Source organism: Roseomonas sp. TF40 (assembly GCF_057219975.1).
The window spans coordinates 13273-35374 of record NZ_JBXVVR010000010.1; the positions used below are offsets into that span (position 1 = coordinate 13273).

A 22102-nucleotide genomic window follows, 5' to 3' on the forward strand; every position below is an offset into this window, starting at 1 on the left:
CGGCGGCACCGGATAAGGCCGGCTTATGCCGGGCTGAGCAGCCCCCGGGCCGCCGGCGCCGCCGCATGCGCCGCGAAGGCCGCGCGCAGCCCCTCGCGCAGCCGCGCCTGCGGCAGGGAGAGCGGCCGGCGCGTGCCGGTCAGGATCGCGACCGGCAGGCGCAGCAGCGGGCGGAAGGGCCGCACCACCAGGCCGGGATGGCTCTCCCAGGGGATCAGCCCGTCCACCAGCGCCACGCCCAGCCCCTGCTGCACGAAGGACAGCGCGATGATCGACACGTCGATCTCCACCTGCGTGCGGTAGTCGAGCCCCGCGCGCGCGAAGCCCTGCATCAGCAGCTGCCCCGGCAGGCTGTCCGGGCGGTAGGAGATCAGCGTCTCCTGCTGCAGCGCCTCGGCCGTCACGGCCTTGCGCCGCGCCAGCCGATGCCCGGCCGGCAGCACGCAGACCAGCTCCGCATGGCCGATCGTCTCGGCCACGACGAGCGCGGTGGAGACATCGCTCAGCGCCACGCCGAGATCGGCGTCGCCGCGCGCCAGCATCTCGCTCGCCATCTGCACCGGCAGCACGAAGACCGAGAGCCGCACGCCCGGCAGCGCGGCGCGGAAGGCGGCCAGCGCACGCGGCAGGAAGGAGAGTGAGGGCGGCGCCGAGGCGACCAGCCGCACCGTGCCCGCCGCGCCATCCTTCAGCCCCACCGCGTGGCGGCGGAAATCCTCGATCTCCCGGTGCAGGCGCTCGGCCTCGGGGTAGAGCTGCAGGGCCTCGGGCGTGGGCACCAGCCGCCCGCGCAGCCGCCGGAACAGCTTGTAGCCCAGCTGGTCCTCCGCATGCAGCAGCAGCTGTGAGAGCGCCGGCTGCGACACGCCCAGCGCCTGCGCGGCCGCCGTCAGCGTGCCCAGGCGCATGATGCTGCGGAAGACCTCGATCTGGCGGGCATTCATGCGCCGATCATCCGCCCATAGGTGCGGCTTATGCAACGGGGCCGAAAGCCGATTGGACAGCCCGCCCCCGCCCGCCCGAGCCTGCCGCCATGGCGGGGTTGGTGCATCGCGTGGGGGAGGCCGCAAGGCCGGCCGTGCGCATCTTCGTGGATGGGGCCGAGCTCTCGGCGCTGGCGGGCGACACGCTGCTGGTGGCGCTGCTCGGCGCCGGCGCGCGGCTGCGGCTGAGCGAGTTCGGCGACGGCCCGCGCGCCGGCTTCTGCCTGATGGGCGCCTGCCAGGATTGCTGGGTCTGGACCGAGGCCGGGGAGCGCCTGCGTGCCTGCTCCACCCCCGTCGCGGCCGACATGCGCATCGTGACCGGAGAGGCGCCATGGCCCCTGCCGTGATCGTGGTGGGCGCCGGCCCTGCCGGCATCCGCGCCGCCGAGCGCCTGCTCGCCGCCGGGCTGCGCCCCGTGCTGATCGAGGAATCCGCGCAGGATGGCGGGCAGATCTACCGCCGCCAGCCGCCGGGCTTCACCCGCCCGCCCGAGGCGCTCTATGGCAGCGAGGCCGCGCGCGCCCGCGCCCTGCACGCCACTGCCGATGCCATCCGCGCGCGTTGCGACTGGCGCCCGGGCACGCTTGCCTGGGCGATCCGCGAGCGCGCCGTGCTGGTCCAGGCGGCGGGGCGCAGCGAGAGCCTGCCCTTCGCCGCGCTGATCCTCGCCACCGGTGCCACGGACCGCGTGATGCCGCTGCCGGGCTGGACGCTGCCGGGCGTGTTCACGCTGGGGGCGGCGCAGATCGCCCTGAAGGCGCAGGCCTGCACGCTCGGGCGCCAGCCGGTCTTTCTCGGCACCGGGCCGCTGCTCTACCTGGTCGCCTGGCAATACCTGAAGGCTGGCGCCGATCTGCGCGCCGTGCTCGACACCAGCCCCCGCGCCGCGACGCTGCGCGCCCTGCCCTGGATGCTGGCGCGGCCGGGTCTGGTCGCGCGCGGGCTGCGCTACATGCTGGCGCTGCGCCGCGCCGGCGTGCGGCTCGCCTCCGGCGCCCGCCCGCTGGCCGTGGAGGGCGAGGGGCGCGTCGCGGCGCTGCACTGGCAGGATGGCGCGGGCCGGCCCCAGCGCACCGCCTGCGACGCCGTCGCCCTCGGCCACGGGCTGCGCAGCGAGACGCAGCTCGCCGACCTTGCCGGCTGCGCCTTCGCCTTCGATGCCGGCGCGCGGCAATGGCTGCCCGTCACCGATGCCGAGGGGCGCAGCAGCGTGCCCGGCGTCTACCTGGCCGGCGATGGCGCGCAGATCCGCGGCGCGGAGGCCGCCGAGCTCGCTGGCCAGCTCGCCGCCTGCGCCGCGCTCGCCGATCTCGGCCAGCCCGTGGATGTGCTGGAGACGACCCTGCTGCGCCGGCGCCTGTGGCGGATGAACCTGTTCCGGCGGGGGCTGGAACGCGCCTTCCCCTGGCCCGCGCCGCTCGCCGCCGCGCTGCCCGACGACGCCCTGCTCTGCCGTTGCGAGTCGATCCCCGCGGGCGCGCTTCGCCATGCCGCGGGCGCGCTCGATGCGCCGGAGGTGAACCGTGCCAAGGCCTTCGCGCGCATCGGCATGGGCCGCTGCCAGGGGCGCGTCTGCGGCGCCGCGGCGGCCGAGGTGCTGGCGGCGGCGCGCGGCGTGCCGGTGGCGGCGGTGGGCCGGCTGCGCGGCGCCGCGCCGGTCAAGCCGCTGCCCGCCGCGACGCGGGCCGGGCCATGAGCCAGGCCGATGTGCTGATCGTCGGCGGCGGGCTGATGGGCGCGGCCAGTGCCTTCTTCCTGCGCCGGCGCGGGCTTTCGGTGATCCTGCTGGAACGCGACATGGTCGGCAGCCATGCGAGCGGCACGAATTTCGGCAATGTACGCCGCCAGGGCCGTTTCCTGCCGCAGCTTCCGCTTGCCCATCGGTCGCGCGAGATCTGGGGGCGCCTGCCCGAGCTGATCGGCGAGGACGCCGAATTCCTGCCGAGCGGGCATCTGCGCCTCGCCTTCCGCGACGCCGATGTCGCGACCCTCGAAGCCTATGCGCGCGACGCCCGGCCGTTCGGGCTCGCGCTCGAACTCCTCAGCGGCAATGCGCTGCGCATGCGCTTTCCCTTCCTCTCGCCCGAGCTGCGGATGGGTTCCTTCTCGCCGCAGGATGGCCACGCCAATCCGCGTCTCGCCGCGCCCGCCTTCGCGCGTGCCGCGCGGCGCGAAGGGGCGCTGGTGCAGGAAGGCGTCGAGGTGCTGGGCATCGCCAAATCGGCCGAGGATTTCGTGGCGGAGACGCGGCAGGGCAGCTTCCGCGCGCCGCTGCTGCTGGTCTGCGCCGGCGCCTGGGGCGGGCGGCTTGCCGCCGCCTTCGGCGAGCCGGTGCCGATCACCCCGCGCGGCCCGCAGATGGGCGTGACCGAGCCCGTGCCCTATCGCATCGCCCCCGTGCTCGGCATCGCGACGCAGGTGGCGGAAGAGGGCGTGTATCTGCGGCAGGTCAAGCGCGGCAACATCGTCTTCGGCGGCGGCAACCGCAGCGAGGCCTCGCTGGAGACGCGCCGCGCGCGGCTCGACCCGCTCTGCACGCTGGCGCAATTGCCGGCCATCGCGCGGCTGCTGCCCGCGCTGCGCAGCCTCTCCGTCATCCGCAGCTGGAGCGGCGTGGAGGGCTACATGCCCGACGACATCCCGGTGATGGGGCCGAGCGGGCGCGTCGCCGGCCTGTTCTACGCCTTCGGCTTCTGCGGCCACGGCTTCCAGCTCGGCCCCGGCGTGGGCGCCACCATGGCCGAGCTGATCGCGACCGGCGCGCCGGGCGTGCCGATCACGCCCTTCGCCATCACCCGTTTTGCCACCGGCACGGGCGCATGACCCCGACGGCAGAATCTTCTGCTGTGACCCCGCGCCACAACGCCTGCATCTCTCACCCATGCCGGCGATTGAAGCGGATCGCGCCGCCGGGCGGCCCGTAGCATCGTCACGCAGGCAGCAGGATCGACCAGGATGCTCGAGACGCGCGACAGGACCACGATGCTGGCCGAGGCCCGCGCCCGCCACGTGCCCCGCGGCGTGCTGACCGCGCATCCGATCACGCTGGAGCGCGCCGCCGGCGCCGAGGCCTGGGATGTGGAGGGCCGCCGCTACCTCGATTTCGTCGGCGGGATCGGCGTGCTCAACCTCGGCCACAACCATCCGCGCGTGGTCGCCGCGGTGCAGGCGCAGCTCGGCCGCATCACCCATGCCGCCTTCCAGGTCGCGAGCTACCCCGGCTATGTCGATCTCGCCGCGCGCCTGTCTCGCCTCGTCGGCGGCGATGCCGACTACAAGGCGGCCTTCTTCACCTCGGGGGCGGAGGCGGTGGAGAATGCGGTGAAGATCGCCCGCGCCACCACCAACCGCCCGGCGGTCATCGCCTTTCGCGGCGGCTTCCACGGCCGCACGCTGCTCGGCACCACGCTGACCGGCATGAGCGCGCCCTATCGGCAGAATTTCGGCCCCTTCGCGCCGGAGATCTTCCACACGCCCTTTCCCAACGCCTATCGCGGCCCCGACGACGCGCAGGCCCTGGCCGCGCTCGAGGATCTCTTCGCGACCGAGGTCGCGCCCGACCGCGTGGCGGCGATCCTGGTCGAGCCCGTGCAGGGCGATGGCGGCTTCCTGCCGGCCTCCCCCGCCTTCCTGCAGGCCTTGCAGGCGCTGGCGCGGCGCCACGGCATCGTGCTGATCCTGGACGAGATCCAGAGCGGCTTCGGCCGCACCGGGCGGCTCTTCGCCTTCGAACATGCCGGCATCGTCCCGGATCTCGTGACGGTGGCGAAGAGCCTCGCCGGCGGGTTGCCACTGTCGGGCGTGGTGGGGCGGGCGGCGCTGATGGATGCGCCCGCGCCGGGCGGCCTCGGCGGCACCTATGGCGGCAATGCGCTGGCCTGCGCGGCGGCGCTGGGCGTGCTCGACGCCTTCGCGCAGGACGGGCTGCTGGAACGCGCCGAGATGCTGGGGGCGCAGCTGCGCGCGGGGCTCGAGGCGCTGCAACAGCGCCACCCGGTGATCGGCGACGTGCGCGGGCTGGGCTTCATGCTGGCGATCGAGATCGTGTCGGATCGTGCCTCGCGCCGGCCGGATGCCGATCTTGCGCAGCGCATCATCGATTCCGCGCGCCAGGAGGGGCTGCTGGTGATCAAATGCGGCATCCACCGCAACGTGATCCGCTTCCTTGCGCCGCTGGTCACGACCGGGGCGCAGCTCGAGGAAGGGCTCGCGATGCTCGACCGTGCCCTGACGCGCGCGGCGCCCTGACGGGAAGAATGCAAGGCAGCGCCCCTTCGGCGCAGAACGACAAGGAGGCAGGGATGACAGGCGAGAACGACAAGCTGATACGGGGCGATGCGCGGCTGCAGGAGGCGATCCGACGCGGCGCCTCGCGGCGCGACCTCATGGGCATGCTGGCCGCGGGTGGCATGGCCAGCGCCGCTGCGGGCATGGTGGTGGGCTCGGCGCGCGAGGCCGCGGCGCAGGTGCCGCGGCGCGGCGGGCGCATCCGCGTCTCCGGCACCTCGACCTCCACCGCCGATACGCTCGACCCGGCGAAGCAGTCGCTCTCCACCGACTATGCGCGCTGCAACATGTTCTACAACGGGCTCGTCGTCTTCGACAGCACGCTGACGCCGCAGCCGGCGCTCGCGGAATCCTGGAATCAGCGCAACGCGACCGTCTGGACCTTCCGGCTGCGCAGCGGCGTCACCTTCCACGACGGCAAGCCGCTGACGGCGGAGGATGTCGTCTTCTCGCTCAACCGGCACAAGGATCCGGCCACCGCCTCGCGCGCGAGGTCGCTCGCGATGCAGATGACGGAGATCGTGGCGACCGGCCCGCGCGAGGTCCGCATCACGCTCGAGGCACCGAACGCCGACCTGCCCGTGGTGCTCGCGACCTTCCACTTCCACATCGTGCAGGCGGGCACGACCGACTTCAGCAAGGGCATCGGCACCGGCCCCTTCACCTGCCGGGAATTCCAGCCGGGCGTGCGCTCGATCTCGGTCAGGAACCCGAACTACTGGCGGGAGAACCGCCCATATCTGGAGGAGGTCGAGTTCATCGGCATCCCTGATGAGCAGGCGCGCATCAACGCGCTGCTGTCGGGTGACGTGCAACTGACCTCGGGCGTCGATCCGCGCTCCGTGCGGCGGATCCAGCAGGCCCCGGGCCACTCGGTGTTCGAGACGAAGTCGGGCTATTACACCAACCTGATCATGCGCCTCGACCAGGCGCCGGGGAGCAACCCGGACTTCGTGCTGGCGATGAAGTACCTGTTCGACCGCAACCAGATGCGCACGGCGATCCTGCGCAACTTCGGCGTGGTCGGCAACGACCAGCCGATCGACCCCGGCAACCGGTTCTTCTTCCCCGGGCTGCCGCAGCGGCCCTTCGACCCCGACCGCGCGCGCTTCCACTTCCAGCGATCCGGCGTGGGCAACACCGCCCTGCCGATGGTCTGCGGCCCGGCCGCGCCGAACTCGGTGGACATGGCGCAGATGCTGCAGCAGGCGGGCCAGCGCATCGGCATGAACCTCGAAGTGCGTCGCGTGCCGGCGGATGGCTACTGGTCGAACCACTGGTTCAAGCATCCACTCAGCTTCGGGGCGATCAACCCGCGCCCCTCGGCCGACATCCTGCTCTCGCTGTTCTTCAAGTCCGACGCGGCCTGGAACGAGAGCGCCTGGCGCAAGCCGCAGTTCGACCAGCTCCTGCTCGCCGCGCGCGGCGAGACGGATGAGGCGAAGCGGCGGCAGATGTACGCCGACATGCAGGTCATGATCCACAACGAGAGCGGCATCGGCATCCCGCTTTTCTCCAGCATGCTCGATGCGCATTCCGATCGCCTGAAGGGCTTGGGCGCGATCCCGGTCGGCAACCTGATGGGCTTCGACTTCGCCCAGCATGTCTGGCTGGACGCCTGAGATGGAGGGGCGGCGCCCGTGCTGAAGCTGGTCGCCGCCCGCATCGCGCTGGCCGGCGTGTCGCTGCTGGCAGTTTCGCTGGCGATCTTCGCGATCACCAGCCTGCTGCCGGGCGATGCGGCGGACGAGCTGCTCGGCCAGTACGGCACGCCGGAGACGGTGGCGGGGCTGCGCGCGGAACTCGGGCTCGATCTGCCCGGGCATGTCCGTTACCTCAACTGGCTCTCTGGGCTGTTGACAGGCGATTTCGGGCGCTCGCTCGCGAACAACGTCCCCGTGGCGCGCCTGATCGGCTCCCGCCTGCCGAACTCGCTGCTGCTGGCGGCGGCCACCACGGCGATCGCGGTGCCGGTCGCTCTGCTCGTCGGGATCAGCGCGGCGATGTTCCGCGGAACGCTGTACGACCGGACCGTGAGCATGCTGACGCTGTCCTTCGTCGCAGTGCCGGAATTCCTGGTGGCGACCGCTGCGGTGATCGTCTTCGCGGTGCAGCTCAACTGGGTCTCGGCGCTGTCCTCGGCGCGGGACATCGACTCCGTCGGGCAGTTCCTGCGTGTCTTCGCGCTGCCCGTCTTCACCCTGTGCTGCGTGATCACCGCGCAGATGGTCCGCATGACACGGGCCGCGATCATCGACCAGCTGAGCGCGCCCTATGTCGAGATGGCGGTGCTCAAGGGCGTGGGGCCGCTGCGCGCCGTGGTGCGCCATGCCCTGCCCAATGCCGTCGGGCCGATCGCCAATGCGATGGCGCTCAGCCTGTCCTACCTGCTCGGCGGCGTGATCATCGTCGAGGTGATCTTCAACTACCCGGGCGTCGCCAAGCTGATGGTCGATGCGGTGGCGCAGCGCGACCTGCCGCTGGTGCAGGCCTGCGCGATGCTGTTCTGCGCCGCCTACCTGGTGCTGGTCACCACCGCCGACATCTGCGCCATCCTGTCCAACCCGAGGCTTCGCCACCCATGAGGACGCTGCGCGGCCTGAGCCTGTCGGGGATGCTGGGGCTGTTTCTCGTCGGCTGCTGGGTGGTGGCGGCCATCCTCGGCCCGTCGATCGCACCGCACGACGCCGGCGCGATCGTGGACATGGAGGTCTTCCTGCCCATCAGCGCCGAGTTCCCCTTCGGCACCGACTATCTCGGACGCGACATGTTCAGCCGCGTGCTGCACGGCACGCGCTTCACGGTAGGAGTCGCCCTGCTCGCCGCGCTGATCGCCAGCGGCAGCGGGCTTCTGCTCGGCATGTGCGCCGCGATCTGGGGCGGCGCGGTGGATGCGGCGGTCAGCCGCTTGCTCGACACGCTGATCTCAATACCGAGCAAGATGTTCGCCCTCGTCGTCGTGGCCGCCTTCGGCTCCTCCGTCCCGGTGCTGGTCCTGATGGCGGGCGTCATCTACACGCCCGGCGCCTATCGCATCGCGCGCTCGATCGCCGTCAGCGTGGCGGCGCAGGATTTCGTGATCGTCGCGCGGGCGCGCGGCGAGGGCACGCTCTACCTCGTGCGGGCGGAGATCCTGCCCAACATCATCGGCCCCGTGCTGGCCGATTTCGGCCTGCGCTTCGTCTACATCGTGCTGCTGCTGGCGGGCATGAGCTTCCTCGGCCTGGGCGTGCAGCCGCCGAACGCGGATTGGGGTTCGCTGGTGCGCGAGAACATGGCCGGGCTGCATGAGGCCGCGCCCGCCGTGCTGATGCCCGCCTTCGCCATCGCCTCGCTCACCATCGGCGTGAACCTGACCATCGATGCGCTCGGCGGCGTGCGCCGCGGCGGGGGCGGCTGATGGCGCCACAGCTTGAGGTGCGCGACCTCGAGGTGCGCGCGCGCAACGCGGCCGGCGTGGAAGTGCCCATCGTGCGCGGCGCGAGCTTCACGCTGGAGAAGGGCGAAGTGCTCGCCCTCATCGGGGAATCGGGCTCGGGCAAGACCACCATCGCGCTCTCGCTGCTCGGCTATGCGCGGCCGGGCTGCCGCATCGCCGGCGGGTCGATCAGGCTCGGCGGCACGGATGTGCTCGCGCTCTCGCCGCGCGCGCTGCGTGACTTCCGTGGCCGGCGCGTTTCCTATGTCGCGCAGAGTGCGGCGGCGTCCTTCAATCCTTCGCGCACCGTGATGGCGCAGGTGACGGAGATGGCGCTGCTGCACGGCGTGGCGGACCGCGCCGAGGCGCAGCAGCGCGCCATCGCGCTGTTCCGCGCGCTCGCGCTGCCCGATCCCGAGCGCATCGGCGCGCGCTATCCGCACCAGGTCTCGGGCGGGCAGTTGCAGCGGCTGATGGCGGCGATGGCGCTGATCGCCGAGCCCGAGCTGGTGGTGCTGGACGAACCCACCACCGCGCTCGATGTCACGACGCAGATCGAGGTGCTGCGCGCCTTCAAGGCAGTGGTGAAGGAGAGCGGGCGCAGCGCCGTCTATGTCTCGCACGACCTCGCCGTCGTGGCGCAGATGGCCGACCGCATCCTCGTGCTGCGCGACGGCGAGATGCAGGAGATCGGCCCGACTGGCGAGATCCTGACCGCGCCGCGCCACCCCTACACGCAGAGCCTGCTGGCTGCCGCCGCGCCGGTGCCGCGCGGGGCTGATGGTGCGCCGGCGCGCGAGACGCTGCTCGAGGTGCGTGGCCTCACCGCCGGCTATGGCCGCATCGGCGCCGATGGCGAACCCGCCCTGCCGGTGCTGAAGACCCTCGACTTCACCATCCCGCGCGGCGCCTCGCTCGGCGTCATCGGCGAATCGGGCAGCGGCAAGAGCACGCTCGCGCGCGTCATCGCCGGGCTGCTGCCGGCGGCGAAGGGCGAGGTGCGGCTCGACGGCGCGGTGCTGCCGGCCGATCTGCGCGGCCGCAGCCCCGCGCAACTCCGCCGCATCCAGCTGGTGTTCCAGAGCGCCGACACGGCGCTCAACCCGCGCCAGGCCATCGGCGCCATCCTCGGCCGGCCGATCACCTTCTTCCATGGCGCGACGGGCGAGGAGCGCGATCGCCGCGTGCGCCGGCTGCTCGACCTCGTGCAGCTTCCCGCCAGCGTCATCGATCGCCAGCCGGGCGAGCTCTCCGGCGGGCAGAAGCAGCGCGTGAACCTGGCGCGCGCGCTCGCCGCCGAGCCCGACCTCATCCTGTGTGACGAGGTCACCTCCGCGCTCGACACGGTGGTGGGGGCCGCGATCCTCGATCTGATGGACGGGCTGCGGCGCGAGCTCGGCCTGTCCACCATGTTCATCAGCCACGACCTGCACACGGTGCGCGCGGTGTGCGACGACATCATGGTGCTCTACGCCGGGGAGCGCGTGGAAAGCGGCTCGCGGCGCAGCATCCGCGAGGCGCCGTGGCATCCCTATACGGGGCTGCTGATCTCCTCGGTGCCCGAGCTGCGCCAGGGCTGGCTGGAGGCGCGCGGCAGCGTGCGCGGACCGGAGCCGGGCAGGGGGCCGAAGCCGGCCTGCGCCTTCTTCGACCGTTGCGCCCTCTCGATTCCCGGCACCTGCGACCGCACGCCGCCACCGCGCCGCAGCCTTGCGAAGGGGGCCGAGATCCTCTGCCACCGCACGGAGGCGGAGCTGCTGGCGCAAGCCGCGTTCGAATGAACGCAGAGCGCGCCAGCCGCGGCTATTCCAGCCGGTCCTTGAGACCGTACCAGGCGCCCACCAGCGGCAGGAACCACGGCGTGCCGTAGTTGAAGGTGATGGCGTTCCAGGGCAGCGCGCCGAAGGGATTCGCCGCCGCGTCGCCTGCCATCACGCGCGCCATCTGCTGGCCGAGATGCACGGACATCTGCGCGCCATGCCCGGACAGGCCCATGGCGTAGAACAGCCCCTCATGCTCGCCCGCGCGCGGCAGGCGATCCTCGGTCATGTCCACCAGCCCGCCCCAGCAATAGTCGAGCCGCACATCGCCGAGCTGCGGAAAGGTGGCGGCGAGCTGCGCGCGCAGCACCGCCCCGCTCTTCGCATCCTCGGTGGGGTTGGAGACGGCGAAGCGCGCCCGCCCGCCCCAGATCAGCCGGTCATCGGGCGCGATGCGGAAGTAGTTGCCGATGTACTTCGAGGTCGTGGCGGTGCGCCGCGTCGGCATGATGCTGTCGAGCTGCGCCGGGCTCAGCTGCTCGGTCACCACGATGAAGCTGCCGACAGGGATGATACGGCGGCGGAACCAGGCGAAGGGCCCCTCGCGGCTCGGCCCCGTGGCCACCAGCACCTGCGCGGCCTCGATCGTCCCGCGCGGCGTGGTGACGCTGTGCGCATGGCCCGCGCGACGCGTGAGGGCGGTGACCGGGGCGTTCTCGAAGATGCGCGCGCCGGCGCGCGCGGCGGCATCGGCCAGGCCCGCGCCGAAGCGGCCCATGTGCATCATCGCGCTCTTGCGATAGAGCAGCCCGCCGAAGAACGCGTCCGAGCCGATCTCCTCGCGGATGCGCGCGCGTGGCACCAGCTCCGTCTCGGGGTCGCAGTCGCGGTGCAGGATCTCGAAGCTGCGGGCGATCTTGTCGTAATGCGCGGGCTTGGCGGCGAGCTTGATCTTGCCGCCGCGGCGGAAGTCGCACTGGATCTGCTCCTCCCGCACGATGCGCTCCACCGTGTCCACCGCCGCGTCGAAGGCGTGGTAGAGCGCGCGGGCCTGCTCGGCGCCGAGTGCCGCGGCCAGGCCCGCATAATCGTGCGAGGTGCCGTTGTTGACATGCCCGCCATTGCGGCCCGAGGCGCCGGCGGCGACGCGCCCGGCCTCGAGCACCACCACCGAGGCGCCGCGCCGCGCCAGCGCCAGCGCCGCGGAGAGGCCCGTGAAGCCGCCGCCGATGACGACGACATCCGCGCGTCCCTCAACCGGCCCTTCGGCCGCGCCGGCGAAGGGCGTCATGGTCTCGAGCCAGTAGGAGGCGAGCTTCATGGCGCCCTCACACGCCCAGCAGCTGCGCGAGCCCCTCGATGGTGCGCGCCTGGTGCGCGCCGCAATGGGGAATCTCGGGCTCATAGCCGCGATTGACGTAGAGCATGTGCTGCACGCCCAGCCCGTAGGCGGGGATCAGGTCGTAGCGATAGCTGGCCGAGACATGCAGCACATCCTGCGGTCCGCAGCCGAGCATATCGAACATGTATTCGAAGGCCTGCATGCGCGGCTTGTAGGCCTGCGCCTGCTGCGCCGTGAACACCTTGTGGAAGGGTGCTTCCAGCAGCGCGACATTCTTCAGGATCTGGTCGTCCGAGGCGTTGGAGAGGATCACCAGCGGGATGCGCGCGGCGACGCGGCGCAGCGGCGCCGGCACGTCCGCATGCGGGCCCCAGCCGGGCACGGCCTCATAGAGCGCCTGGCCATCGGCCTCGCGGAAAGGGACGCCATGCTTGCGGCAGGTGCGCTCCAGCGAGGCCTTCAGCACATCGACATAGGGCTTCCAGGCGCCGAGCACCTCATCGAAGCGGTACCAGCCGAAATCCTTGAGGAAGGCATCCATGGCCGTGGCCGGCACGCGGTCCGCCATCAGCCCGCGCGTGACCTCGCCAACCTGGAACCAGGTCAGCGTGCCATAGCAGTCGAAGGTGACGAATTTGGGCCGAAGCTCGGACACGGCATGCACTCCCTGGGCTCTGCACCGCCATGCTAGGCGCGCGGGCGGCGCAGGGAAGGCGCTGCGTGCGGCGGCGCGTGGCAGATCGTGCTGTTTGTCCGCATCGCCGCGGCAGCGGCTGCGCGGCTGCGCCGCATGGTGGAAAATCCCGCGCGCGCCCCGAACTTCGGGACACCATGCTTCGCGCGCGGGTCCAGTCTGCGGCGGCTGGACGGAGGATGAGGATGAAGGCCAAGCCCGCGACACAGCCGATCATGCGGGTGCTGCAGCCGGCGGACCTGCCCGAGGCGCAGGCGTTGTCGCAGGCCGTCGCCTGGCCGCACCGTCAGGAGGACTGGGCCTTCGCGCTGTCGCTGGGCGAGGGCATCGCGCTCGAGATCGGCGGCCGGCTTGTCGGCACGGCGATGAGCTGGCCGCTCGGGGCGGAATGGGGCGCGCTCGGCATGGTGATCGTCACGCCCGGCCTGCAGGGGCGTGGCTTCGGCCGGCGGCTGATGGAGGCCGCCGTGGCGCAACTCGGCCCGCGCGGCATCCAGCTGCACGCCACCCCGGCCGGCGAGCCGCTCTACCGCAGCTTCGGCTTCGCGCCGGTCGCGACCATCCGCCAGCACCAGGGCGCGGCCTTCAGCCCCGGCTTCGTGCCGCCCCGGCCCGGCGAGCGGCTGCGCCCCGCCGGGCGTGCCGACCTTGCGGTGCTGGAACGACTGGATGCGGCCGCCACCGGCATGGCGCGCGGCCTGGCCATCGCCACGCTGCTGGCGGAGGCCGAGGCGATCGTGCTCGACCGCGACGGCGTGGCCAGCGGCTTCGCCATGCTGCGCCGCTTCGGCCGCGGCCAGGTGATCGGCCCCGTCGTGGCGCCGGACCAGGATGCGGCGCGGCTGCTCGTCGCGCATTGGCTGGGCCAGCGGCAGGGTGCCTTCCTGCGCATCGACGTCACGGATGACAGCGCGCTCTCCCCCTGGCTGGCGGCGGCGGGGCTGCCGGAGGTGGATGTGGTGACGCGCATGGCGCGCGGCACGCCGCCGCCCCCGGCCGCCGTGCGCGCCTTCGGGCTGATCAGCCAGGCGCTGGGCTGATGGCCTTCCTCTACAAGGCCGATCCGCGGCGCGGGGCGGAATGGGCGGCGCTGTTCGCGGCGCAGCGGCCCGGCCTGCCCTTCCACATCTGGCCCGAGACCGGCGACCCGGCCGCTGTGCGCTACCTCGCCGCCTGGCTGCCGCCCGATGACCTCATGGCGCGCTTCCCGAATCTCGAAGTGCTGTTCTCGGTCGGTGCGGGGGTGGACCAGTTCGATCTCGCCGCCCTGCCGCCGGGGCTGCCGGTGGTGCGCATGGTGGAGCCGGGCATCATCGGCGGCATGGTCGAATACGTGACCATGTCGGTGCTCGCGCTGCACCGGGACATGCCGGCCTATCTGGCGCAGCAGCGCGCGGAGTCCTGGCGACCGATCCGCGTGCGCCCGGCATCGGCGCGGCGCGTGGGCGTGCTCGGGCTGGGCGAGCTTGGCCGCGCCGTGCTCGGCGCCCTCGCCCCCTTCGGCTTCTCGCTGTCGGGCTGGAGCCGCTCGGGCGGCGACCTGCCGGGCGTGGCCTGCCATGCGGGGGCGGCGGCGCTGCCGGGCTTCCTCGCCGGCTGCGACATCCTGGTCTGCCTGCTGCCGCTCACGGCGCAGACGCGCGGCATCCTCGACCGGGCGCTGCTCGCGCAACTCCCGCCCGGCGCGGCGCTGGTCAATGCCGGGCGCGGCGGCCACCTGGTGCAGCAGGATCTGCTGGCGGCGCTGGAGAGCGGCCATCTCTGCGCCGCCATCCTCGATGTGGCCGACCCTGAGCCATTGCCGCCGGGCCACCCCTTCTGGTCCCATCCGCGCATCTGGCTGAGCCCGCATGTGGCCAGCATGACCCAGCCCGAGACGGCGGTGGCGGCGGTGCTGGCCAATCTCGACCGGCATGGGCGGGGCGAGCCGATGCTGGGGCTGGTCGATCGCGCGCGCGGCTATTGACCCTGCAAGCCGCTTGCGGCGCAGGACGGCAGAATCTACCGTGACGCGGACAGGGAGCTTACCGGGATGACCGACGGCCTGCCCAAGCTCGATCGCATCGACCTGCGCATCCTCACGCAGTTGCAGAAGAATGCGCGGGTGACGAATGTCGAGCTCGCCGATGCGGTGGGGCTTTCCGCCAGCCCCTGCCTCGTGCGCGTGAAGCGGCTGGAGAAGGCCGGCTACATCACCGGCTACGGCGCGGAGATCCAGCTGCGCAAGCTGGGCGACACCACCTCGATCTTCACCGAGGTGACGCTCGCCGACCACCGTAAGCAGGATTTCTCCCGCTTCGAGACGGCGATCCATGCGGTGGACGAGGTGCTGGAATGCCACCTCGTCTCCGGCGGCTATGACTACATGCTGAAGTTCCTCACGCGCGGCCTGCAGCACTACCAGGACATCATCGAGGAGCTGCTGGCGCGCAACATCGGCATCGAGAAGTACTTCAGCTACGTCGTCATCAAGTCGGTCTTCGTGAAGCGCCGCTACCCGCTGGAGAAGTTCTTCGACCGTTAGAGCACGATCCGTCCTCTCGGACGGATGGTGCCCTGGAGAGACCGTCGAAGCTTCCGTTCCCACCCGGCACCACGGCAGGAATCGCTGCGCCGGCCCGGCATTCGCCCGCGTGCTGCCGCGCGCCCCGTTGCAGCATGGGCCCGTGCGGAACAGCGAAGGGGACAACGCCATGCAAGCGCGGGAGCCGAAGGTGCTGACCTTCGACGTCGTCGGCACGATCATCGATTTCGAGGCCGGGCTGCTCGCCTATCTGCGCCAGGCGACCGGCGCCACGCCAGCGGCGCTGCCCGACGGCGCGATCCTCGATGCCTATCGCCTTGCGCGCGGGTCGAAGGCGGCGCTGCGCTTCCCTGACGATCTTGCGCGCGTCTATGGCGAGATCGCGCCGGGGCTCGGCCTGCCGGTGGATTCGGCGATCGCCCAGGGCTTCGCGCAATCGGCGCGCGACTGGCCGCCCTTCGCCGATTCCGTATCGGCACTGCAACGCCTGGGCCGGCGCTACCGGCTGGTGGCGATGACCAATGCGGCGCGCTGGGCGCTCGATCTGATGGCTGCGCGGCTCGGCAATCCCTTCCATGACACGGTGACGGTGGATGAGGCGCTGTGCGAGAAGCCCGACCCGGCCTATTTCGCCTTCACCCGCGGCCGCCTGAGCCGCGACGGCTTCACGCGCGACGACATCCTGCATGTCGCGCAGAGCCAGTATCACGACATCGGCGTGGCGAAGCAGCTCGGCTACACGGTCTGCTGGGTGGAGCGCCGCAAGGGCATGCCGGGTTCGGGCGGCACCATCACCGCCGCCCGGCAGACCGTGCCGCACTACCATGTCGCGACGCTGGCCGAGTTGGCCGAATTGGCGGAGGCCGGCCGGCTGACGATGGTGGACTGACCCGCGCCCGCCGCGCGGGGCGGCCGCGCGGGTCCGTCGTGACGATGGACGCAGGTGCGCAGGCGCCGTAATTTCGCGGCATGACCAAGCCCACACGCAAGCATTTCGGCACGGACGGCATTCGCGGCAAGGCGAATACGCCGCCGATGGATGCCGGCACGGCGCTGCGCCTCGGCCAGGCGGCCGGCAGGTTCTTCAATCGCGGCACGCATCGGCACCGCGTCGTGATCGGCAAGGATACGCGCCTGTCGGGCTACATGCTGGAGCCCGCACTCACCGCGGGCTTCATCGGCGCGGGCATGGATGTGATGATCGTGGGTCCGCTGCCCACGCCGGCCATCGCGCTGCTCACCCGCAGCCTGCGCGCCGATCTCGGCGTGATGATCTCGGCCAGCCACAACCCCTATGAGGATAACGGCATCAAGCTGTTCGGCCCCGATGGCCTCAAGCTGTCGGACGCGCAGGAGGCCGAGATCGAGGCGCTGATGGAGGCGCCGAACCTCTCCGAATCGCTGGTGCGCCCGCAGAAGCTCGGCCGCGCGAGCCGGCTGGAGGACGCGCCGGGCCGCTACATCGAGGCCGCGAAGGCGAGCTTCCCGAAGGGGCTGAGCCTGGAGGGCCTGCGCATCGCCGTCGATTGCGCGCATGGCGCGGCCTACAAGGTCGCCCCCACCGTGCTGTGGGAATTGGGCGCGGAGGTGGTCAGCACCGGCGTCAGCCCCGACGGCTTCAACATCAACCGCGATTGCGGTGCGACCGCGCCGGGCCGTCTTGCCGAATTGGTGCGGGAGCGCCGCGCGGATCTGGGCATTGCGCTGGATGGCGATGCGGACCGGCTGGCGCTGGTGGATGAGCTTGGCCAGGTGATCGATGGCGACCAGATCCTGGCGACCATCGCCGCGTGCTGGCATCGCAGCGGCCGGCTCGCGGGCGGGGGCGTGGTGGCGACCGTGATGTCCAACCTCGGGCTGGAGCGGTATCTGGCGGGGCTCGGGCTGGCATTGCATCGCACCAAGGTCGGCGACCGCTATGTGGGCGAGCGGATGCGCGAGAGCGGGTGCAACCTGGGCGGCGAGCAATCTGGCCATGTGATCCTCTCCGACATCGGCACGACCGGTGACGGGCTTGTGGCCGCGCTGCAGGTGCTCGCACTGCTGGTGGAGGAGAAGCGGCCGGCCAGCGAGGTCTGCCGCCGCTTCACGCCGCTGCCGCAGCGGATCGAGAATGTGCGCTATGCGGGCGCGTCGCCCATGGGCGATGCGGAGGTGATGCGGGCCATCGAGGAAGCGGGGGCGAAGCTCGGCAAGGCGGGGCGGGTGCTGGTGCGTGCCTCGGGCACAGAGCCGCTGATCCGCGTGATGGCGGAGGCCGAGGATGAGACGCAGATGCACGCCACCGTCGATGCGCTGGCCAGCCTGATCCGTGCCCGCGCCGCGGCCGGGGCGGTGCACAAGTCGGGCCTGCCTGCCTGAGCCGGCATTGCGGACCTCCGCCGTTCGATCCTTCAGCGCATCGGTCACGCTTGCCGCGGCGGAGAAGCTCGTTGCGCTTCGCCTGTCGCCCCCCTAAACCTCGGATCAGGCTCGAAATTGCGGGGAGAGGACGGAGTGTTGCGGCCTTGATGGCACGCGCCGGGAGGATCGGACTGATTATTGCGGGGCTGGTGGCGCCGGGCGTTGCGCTTGCACAGACCGCAGGCTCCGAGCGGGAGGCCGCGATCCTCGAAGCCCGGGCGGGGCGGGTGGCAGAGGCCATCGCCACGCTGCGCGGGCTGTTCGAGGCCGGCTCGCCGGACCCGCTCACCGGCCCGGACCTCATGACCTTGCTGCAACAGAATGGTCGCCCGGAAGAGGCGCTGGCCGTGCTGGCGCGGCTCGGCCCGGCGCCCTTGCCGAGCTATGCGCAGCTTGCCGCCACCCGCGCCGCCCGCGATGCCCGCCGCTGGGACCAGGCCGAGGCCCTGGCCCGGCAGGGCGAGCGCCGTTTCCCCGACGAAACGGTCTGGCCGATCCTGCTGGCACTGATCCTGACCGATGCCGGGCGCCCCGCCGAATCCCTCGCCGTGCTGCGCACGCCGCGCGCCCTGGCCGCCCCGGCGACCGAGCGCGCCAATGCCGAGGCCTATGCCCGCGCGCGCATCGCATCCGCCGCCGATGCGCCGCGGGAGGAAGCGGTGCTGGCCGCCCGCGCCGGGCGCACCGAGGAAGCCGTGGCCGCGCTCCGCCGCCTGCAGGCGAGCTACCCCGATGATGCCGATGTGCGCGGCGACCTCGTGGCGGTGCTCGCCGCCGCCGGGCGGCATCAGGAGGCCGGCGCCCTCGCCCTGGCCCCCGGCCCGCCCTTGCCGAGCTATGCGCTGGCCGCCGGCACGCGGGCGCTGCGCGACGCGCGCGACTTCGCCGGCGCCGAATCCCTGGCCCGGCAGGGGTTGCGGCGCTTCCCGGGCGAGCCGGACTGGCTGGCGCTGCTCGCCCTGGTGCTGACCGATGCGGGCCGGCCGCAGGAGGCGCTGGCCCTGCTGGCCGGGCCGGCCGGGCGCCGGCTGCGCCCGATGGATCGGCTGCTGGCCGAGGGCTACGCGGCGGAGAGCGCGGGCCAGCCTTTCCCCGCGCTGCGGGCCTATGCCGAGGCCACGCGCCTGTCCCCCGCCCATGCGGAGGCCCGCGCCGGCACCGCGCGGGTGCTGCGCCGCCTGGGCGGGCCGCATGGCGCGGCGGCGATCGTGGATGCCCCGCCGCCCCTGGCCGAGGGCGCGGGCCGCCTGCCGCTCGCCGCCGAGCAGGCGGCCGCGCGGGTGCGCTGGGGGGCCGATGTCCGCCCGCCCGAGCCCGAACGCCGCTTCGAGGGCACGGACCGCGCGCTGCGCGACCTCGATTCCCTCCTGGCCCGCAACCCGGACCCGGCGCTGCGCCGGCAATTGCGCCTGGATCGCGTGGTCGCGCTGCGCGACCGGGTACGCATGGACGAGGCGGTGGCCGAGGCCGATGCGCTCGCCGCCGAGGGGGCCCTGCCCAGCTATGTCCGCCAGGCGCGCGCCGATGCGCTGCTCTACCTGCGCCGGCCCGAAGCCGCGCTGGAAGACTACCTCGCCGTGCTGCAAGCCGAGCCCGGCAGCATCACCGCGCGCAACGGCGCCTTCTACGCGGCGGTGGAGGCGGAGGATTTCCGCACCGCCTTCGCCATGGCGGACCGCGCGCTGGCGGATCAGCCCGGCTGGCGCTGGTTCCTCGAGGACCCGACCCGCTACCCCAACCCGGATTACCCCTCCGCCCTGCTCACCGCTGGCCAGGCGCGGCTCTATGCCGACCAGGTGGCGGAGGGCTGGGCGCGGATCTCCCCGCTGGCCGCCGCCGCCCCGGCCAACCAGGATTTCCGCCTCGCCGCCGCCTCGGCCATGGGCGCGCGCGGCTGGCCCTGGGCGGCCGGCGCCGAGACCGAGATCGCCGTCGGCCTCAACCCCGCCGCGCTGGGCGCACGCATCGCCGAGGCGGAGCTGGCCCTCTCGCGCTTCCGCTTCGCCGAGGCCGAGGTGCGCATCGCCGCCCTGCTCGCGATCTGGCCGGAGAACCGCGCGGTGCAGCGCCTGGCGCGGGAACTCGACGCGCAGCGCCGCTTCGTCTTCGAGATCGAGGCCCGGCCCGGCACCAGCGATGGCGGCGGCAGCAACGCCAATGGCGACACGCGAGAGACCGAGGCGCGGCTCTATTCGCCCCCGATCGGCGAGAACTACCGGCTCTTCGCGCTGTTCGGCCACGCCGTGTCGAACCCGCCGGAAGGCCGGGTGCAGCGCGATCGCGGCGGCGCGGGGCTGGAATATCGCCAGCCGCAATTCCGCGCCACGGCCTATGCCACGCAATCCTTCGGCACGCTCTCCGAACCCGGGCTGGGCGCGACGCTGGACTGGCAGCCCTTCGACACCTGGCGCTTCGGGCTGAGCGCGGAACGCTTCAGCGCCTCGAGCCCGCTGCGCGCGCTGCGCTACGGCATCACCAGCGACGAGGTGGCCGGGCGTGTCACCTGGCGGCGCGATGAATCGCTCTCGCTCGCCGTCACGGCGGCGTATCAGCCCTTCTCGGACGGCAACCGCCGCACCGCGGGGGGGCTCGAGGCGCGCGCGCTGGTGATCGACCTGCCGCATTTCGACGTGACGGCACGCGGCGATCTCTACACCTCCGCCAACAGCCGCCAGGATGGCCCCTATTTCGCCCCGCGCAGCGATTTCACCGCGACGGCGGGGGTGATGATCGAGCATGTGGCGTGGCGGCGGTATGAGAATTCCTTCGTGCACGCCCTGACCATCGATGCCGGCAGCTACACGCAGCAGGGCTATGGCACGGGCTGGGTCGGCACGGTGGGCTATGAGCATCGCTGGCGCTTCGACCCGCTGACCGAATTCCGCTACGGCATCCAGGGCACGCGGCGCATCTATGATGGCGAGGTGGAGCGCGGCATCGCGCTCATCATCGCCTTGACGCAACGGCTGTGACCGCGATGCGCCGCACCCTCCTCGCTGTGCTGCTGGCGGCGTTGCTGGCCGGCCCGGCCGCGGCACAGCGCTTCGTCGCCGTCGGGCTGCACGACATCGCCGATACGCGTGAGGAACTGACCGCGGACGCCATCACCACCTCCGCCCTGGTGACCTTCTTCGACTGGCTGAAGGCGGAGGGCTGGACGCCGGTCTCGCTGGACGATCTGGAGGCCGCGCGGGCGGGCCGGCGCGCGCTGCCGCCGCGGCCCATCCTGCTCAGCTTCGACGATGGCTATCGCAGCTTCTACACGCGGCTCTACCCGCTGCTGCTCGCCTATCGCTACCCGGCCGTCATCGCACTGGTCGGCACCTGGATGGAGGGCGGGCCGGACAGCGTCGTGCGCTATGGCGACCAGGACGTGCCGCGCAGCCGCTTCATCAGCTGGGCCGAGGCGCGGGAGATGCAGGCCTCGGGCCTGGTGGAATTCGCCTCCCACAGCCATGCGCTGCACACCACGGTGCAGGCCAATCCGCAGGGCAACCAGACGCCCGCGGCCTCGAGCTGGGCCTATGCGCCGCAGACCGGCCGCTACGAGGATGACGCTGCCCTGCGCCGGCGGGTCGAAGCCGATCTGCGGCGCGCCGTGGCGACGCATCGGCGGGAGCTGGGCCGCGCCCCGCGCGCGCTGGTCTGGCCCTTCGGGCGCTATTCAGGCCCGGCGCTGGAGGCCGCGCAGGCGGCGGGCTTCCGCTTCACCATCACGCTCGACCCCGAGCCCGCCGATGTGCAGCGGCCGCTGACCATCGGGCGCTTCTACCCGAGCCAGGCGCCGGACCTCGCCGCGCTGGTCGACAACCTGCGCTTCCAGGAGCAATCGCCACCGGCGCTGCGGCTGGTCTGCCTGGATCCGGGCGCCATCGTCGCGGCCGGCGATGCGGCGGCGCAGGATGCGGCGCTGGGGGCGACGATCGAGGCCGTGCGCAGGCTCGGCGCCAACATCATCGCCATCGACGCGCATGCGCCGGGGCGCGAGGGCCTGCTGGGTCCTGCCTGGTATCCCACGCCCTTCACCGCGCAGGGCCCCGACGTGCTGAGCCGCCTCGTCTGGCAGCTGCGCACGCGCGGCGGGGCGGATGCCTATGTGCGCCTGCCGATCGACCAGGCCATCGCCACGGTGGGCGCGGCGCGCGTCCCCGCGCTGGTGGCGGAACTGATGCGCCGCGCGCCGGCGGATGGGCTGCTGCTGGAAGGGGCGGGCGGCCTGGCCGCCGCGGTGCCGGGCGGCTTGCAGGACCCCTCGCCCTGGGCCACGCGGCAGCGGCGCCACGCCCTTTCGCCCGAGGCGCTGGACCCGCAGGGTCAGGTCGCGCTGCGGGCGGCGCGGCAGGCCGAGGCGCTGCGGCCGGGGCTGCGGCTGATGCTCACCAGCACCGCCACGCCCGAGCCCGGCTTCTGGCCCGCCCCGGCGGCGGATCGGGTGCTGATGGGGCTGGGCCCGGCCACCGCCCTCGCGCCCCTGCTGCCCTCCCTGCGCGCCGCCGGCTGGATCGCGCCCGAGGCCCGCTCCCGCCTGCTGCTCGACCTGCCGCCGGGGCCGCGCCTGCTGTCCACCGCGCAGCGCGCCGGGGCGACGGGGCTGGCCTATTGCGCCGATGGGCCGGCCGCGCTGGCCGAGGCCGCGGCGCGCGCGCCCGGCTTCTCCGCCGCCAGCTTCCCGTTGCGGCCGTGACGCC

18 protein-coding genes are annotated in these 22102 nt (G+C 72.6%); 15 read left to right on the forward strand and 3 right to left on the reverse strand.

Annotated elements, in window-relative coordinates:
- Window positions 1-23: 23 nt before the first annotated feature.
- A complete protein-coding gene (locus tag AC2D9U_RS21895; protein ID WP_484753153.1) occupies window positions 24-944 on the reverse strand; it encodes a LysR family transcriptional regulator in 921 nt (306 codons plus the stop codon).
- Between the two features lie 89 nt (window positions 945-1033).
- Between AC2D9U_RS21895 and AC2D9U_RS21900 the strand changes: the two genes are divergently transcribed.
- The 8 genes from AC2D9U_RS21900 to AC2D9U_RS21935 all read left to right on the forward strand — a co-directional run bounded on the left by AC2D9U_RS21900 (window position 1034) and on the right by AC2D9U_RS21935 (window position 10472).
- Window positions 1034-1333, forward strand: coding sequence for a (2Fe-2S)-binding protein (locus AC2D9U_RS21900; RefSeq protein ID WP_484753156.1), 300 nt, complete (start codon window positions 1034-1036; stop codon window positions 1331-1333).
- Window positions 1318-2682 carry an FAD-dependent oxidoreductase gene (locus tag AC2D9U_RS21905; RefSeq protein ID WP_484753159.1) on the forward strand — a complete coding sequence of 455 codons (1365 nt, stop codon included), beginning with the start codon at window positions 1318-1320 and terminating at the stop codon, window positions 2680-2682. The genes AC2D9U_RS21900 and AC2D9U_RS21905 overlap by 16 nt, the downstream gene beginning before the upstream one ends.
- Window positions 2679-3809 (forward strand): NAD(P)/FAD-dependent oxidoreductase, encoded by a 1131-nt coding sequence (locus AC2D9U_RS21910; protein ID WP_484753163.1) that lies wholly within the window; start codon window positions 2679-2681, stop codon window positions 3807-3809. The genes AC2D9U_RS21905 and AC2D9U_RS21910 overlap by 4 nt, the downstream gene beginning before the upstream one ends.
- A gap of 132 nt (window positions 3810-3941) precedes the next feature.
- A complete protein-coding gene (gabT, locus tag AC2D9U_RS21915; protein WP_484753167.1) occupies window positions 3942-5234 on the forward strand; it encodes a 4-aminobutyrate--2-oxoglutarate transaminase in 1293 nt (430 codons plus the stop codon).
- Window positions 5235-5287: 53 nt separating this feature from the next.
- Complete coding sequence (locus AC2D9U_RS21920) at window positions 5288-6895, forward strand: ABC transporter substrate-binding protein (RefSeq protein ID WP_484753170.1); 1608 nt, start codon at window positions 5288-5290, stop codon at window positions 6893-6895.
- 18 nt (window positions 6896-6913) lie between these two features.
- Window positions 6914-7858: an ABC transporter permease gene (locus AC2D9U_RS21925; protein ID WP_484753174.1), complete on the forward strand. Its 945-nt coding sequence runs from the start codon at window positions 6914-6916 to the stop codon at window positions 7856-7858.
- On the forward strand, window positions 7855-8673 hold the full coding sequence (locus AC2D9U_RS21930; protein ID WP_484753177.1) for an ABC transporter permease: 819 nt from the start codon (window positions 7855-7857) through the stop codon (window positions 8671-8673). The genes AC2D9U_RS21925 and AC2D9U_RS21930 overlap by 4 nt, the downstream gene beginning before the upstream one ends.
- The gene (locus AC2D9U_RS21935) at window positions 8673-10472 is read left to right on the forward strand and encodes an ABC transporter ATP-binding protein (RefSeq protein ID WP_484753179.1); all 1800 of its coding nucleotides are present in this window, start codon (window positions 8673-8675) and stop codon (window positions 10470-10472) included. The genes AC2D9U_RS21930 and AC2D9U_RS21935 overlap by 1 nt, the downstream gene beginning before the upstream one ends.
- A gap of 22 nt (window positions 10473-10494) precedes the next feature.
- Here AC2D9U_RS21935 and AC2D9U_RS21940 read toward each other — a convergent pair whose 3' ends face one another.
- Together AC2D9U_RS21940 and AC2D9U_RS21945 are read right to left on the reverse strand one after the other, a co-directional pair.
- Complete coding sequence (locus AC2D9U_RS21940; protein ID WP_484753182.1) at window positions 10495-11772, reverse strand: NAD(P)/FAD-dependent oxidoreductase; 1278 nt, start codon at window positions 11770-11772, stop codon at window positions 10495-10497.
- A gap of 7 nt (window positions 11773-11779) precedes the next feature.
- The gene (locus tag AC2D9U_RS21945) at window positions 11780-12448 is read right to left on the reverse strand and encodes a haloacid dehalogenase type II (RefSeq protein ID WP_484753185.1); all 669 of its coding nucleotides are present in this window, start codon (window positions 12446-12448) and stop codon (window positions 11780-11782) included.
- Between the two features lie 224 nt (window positions 12449-12672).
- Between AC2D9U_RS21945 and AC2D9U_RS21950 the strand changes: the two genes are divergently transcribed.
- From AC2D9U_RS21950 to pgaB, 7 genes are all read left to right on the forward strand, one after another.
- Window positions 12673-13527, forward strand: a complete 855-nt coding sequence (locus AC2D9U_RS21950; protein ID WP_484753187.1) for a GNAT family N-acetyltransferase — start codon at window positions 12673-12675, stop codon at window positions 13525-13527.
- Window positions 13527-14453: a 2-hydroxyacid dehydrogenase gene (locus AC2D9U_RS21955; protein ID WP_484753190.1), complete on the forward strand. Its 927-nt coding sequence runs from the start codon at window positions 13527-13529 to the stop codon at window positions 14451-14453. The genes AC2D9U_RS21950 and AC2D9U_RS21955 overlap by 1 nt, the downstream gene beginning before the upstream one ends.
- 66 nt (window positions 14454-14519) lie before the next feature.
- Entirely contained in the window at window positions 14520-15011 is a 492-nt protein-coding gene (locus AC2D9U_RS21960; RefSeq protein WP_484753192.1) for an Lrp/AsnC family transcriptional regulator, read from the forward strand.
- A gap of 169 nt (window positions 15012-15180) precedes the next feature.
- Window positions 15181-15900 (forward strand): HAD-IA family hydrolase, encoded by a 720-nt coding sequence (locus AC2D9U_RS21965; RefSeq protein ID WP_484753194.1) that lies wholly within the window; start codon window positions 15181-15183, stop codon window positions 15898-15900.
- Window positions 15901-15980: 80 nt separating this feature from the next.
- Window positions 15981-17372 (forward strand): phosphoglucosamine mutase, encoded by a 1392-nt coding sequence (gene glmM, locus AC2D9U_RS21970; protein ID WP_484753196.1) that lies wholly within the window; start codon window positions 15981-15983, stop codon window positions 17370-17372.
- 269 nt (window positions 17373-17641) lie between these two features.
- Complete coding sequence (gene pgaA / locus AC2D9U_RS21975) at window positions 17642-20386, forward strand: poly-beta-1,6 N-acetyl-D-glucosamine export porin PgaA (RefSeq protein WP_484753200.1); 2745 nt, start codon at window positions 17642-17644, stop codon at window positions 20384-20386.
- Window positions 20387-20391: 5 nt separating this feature from the next.
- On the forward strand, window positions 20392-22098 hold the full coding sequence (gene pgaB, locus AC2D9U_RS21980; protein WP_484753203.1) for a poly-beta-1,6-N-acetyl-D-glucosamine N-deacetylase PgaB: 1707 nt from the start codon (window positions 20392-20394) through the stop codon (window positions 22096-22098).
- Window positions 22099-22102: the final 4 nt, after the last annotated feature.

What these genes read in the sequence shown, in the direction of transcription:
- AC2D9U_RS21895 (WP_484753153.1), bottom strand. Translation starts at nt 944, where the DNA reads ATGAATGCCCGCCAGATCGAGGTCTTCCGCAGCATCATGCGCCTGGGC.
- AC2D9U_RS21900 (WP_484753156.1), top strand. Translation starts at nt 1,034, where the DNA reads ATGGCGGGGTTGGTGCATCGCGTGGGGGAGGCCGCAAGGCCGGCCGTG.
- AC2D9U_RS21905 (WP_484753159.1), top strand. Translation starts at nt 1,318, where the DNA reads ATGGCCCCTGCCGTGATCGTGGTGGGCGCCGGCCCTGCCGGCATCCGC.
- AC2D9U_RS21910 (WP_484753163.1), top strand. Translation starts at nt 2,679, where the DNA reads ATGAGCCAGGCCGATGTGCTGATCGTCGGCGGCGGGCTGATGGGCGCG.
- gabT (WP_484753167.1), top strand. Translation starts at nt 3,942, where the DNA reads ATGCTCGAGACGCGCGACAGGACCACGATGCTGGCCGAGGCCCGCGCC.
- AC2D9U_RS21920 (WP_484753170.1), top strand. Translation starts at nt 5,288, where the DNA reads ATGACAGGCGAGAACGACAAGCTGATACGGGGCGATGCGCGGCTGCAG.
- AC2D9U_RS21930 (WP_484753177.1), top strand. Translation starts at nt 7,855, where the DNA reads ATGAGGACGCTGCGCGGCCTGAGCCTGTCGGGGATGCTGGGGCTGTTT.
- AC2D9U_RS21935 (WP_484753179.1), top strand. Translation starts at nt 8,673, where the DNA reads ATGGCGCCACAGCTTGAGGTGCGCGACCTCGAGGTGCGCGCGCGCAAC.
- AC2D9U_RS21940 (WP_484753182.1), bottom strand. Translation starts at nt 11,772, where the DNA reads ATGAAGCTCGCCTCCTACTGGCTCGAGACCATGACGCCCTTCGCCGGC.
- AC2D9U_RS21950 (WP_484753187.1), top strand. Translation starts at nt 12,673, where the DNA reads ATGAAGGCCAAGCCCGCGACACAGCCGATCATGCGGGTGCTGCAGCCG.
- AC2D9U_RS21955 (WP_484753190.1), top strand. Translation starts at nt 13,527, where the DNA reads ATGGCCTTCCTCTACAAGGCCGATCCGCGGCGCGGGGCGGAATGGGCG.
- AC2D9U_RS21960 (WP_484753192.1), top strand. Translation starts at nt 14,520, where the DNA reads ATGACCGACGGCCTGCCCAAGCTCGATCGCATCGACCTGCGCATCCTC.
- AC2D9U_RS21965 (WP_484753194.1), top strand. Translation starts at nt 15,181, where the DNA reads ATGCAAGCGCGGGAGCCGAAGGTGCTGACCTTCGACGTCGTCGGCACG.
- glmM (WP_484753196.1), top strand. Translation starts at nt 15,981, where the DNA reads ATGACCAAGCCCACACGCAAGCATTTCGGCACGGACGGCATTCGCGGC.
- pgaB (WP_484753203.1), top strand. Translation starts at nt 20,392, where the DNA reads ATGCGCCGCACCCTCCTCGCTGTGCTGCTGGCGGCGTTGCTGGCCGGC.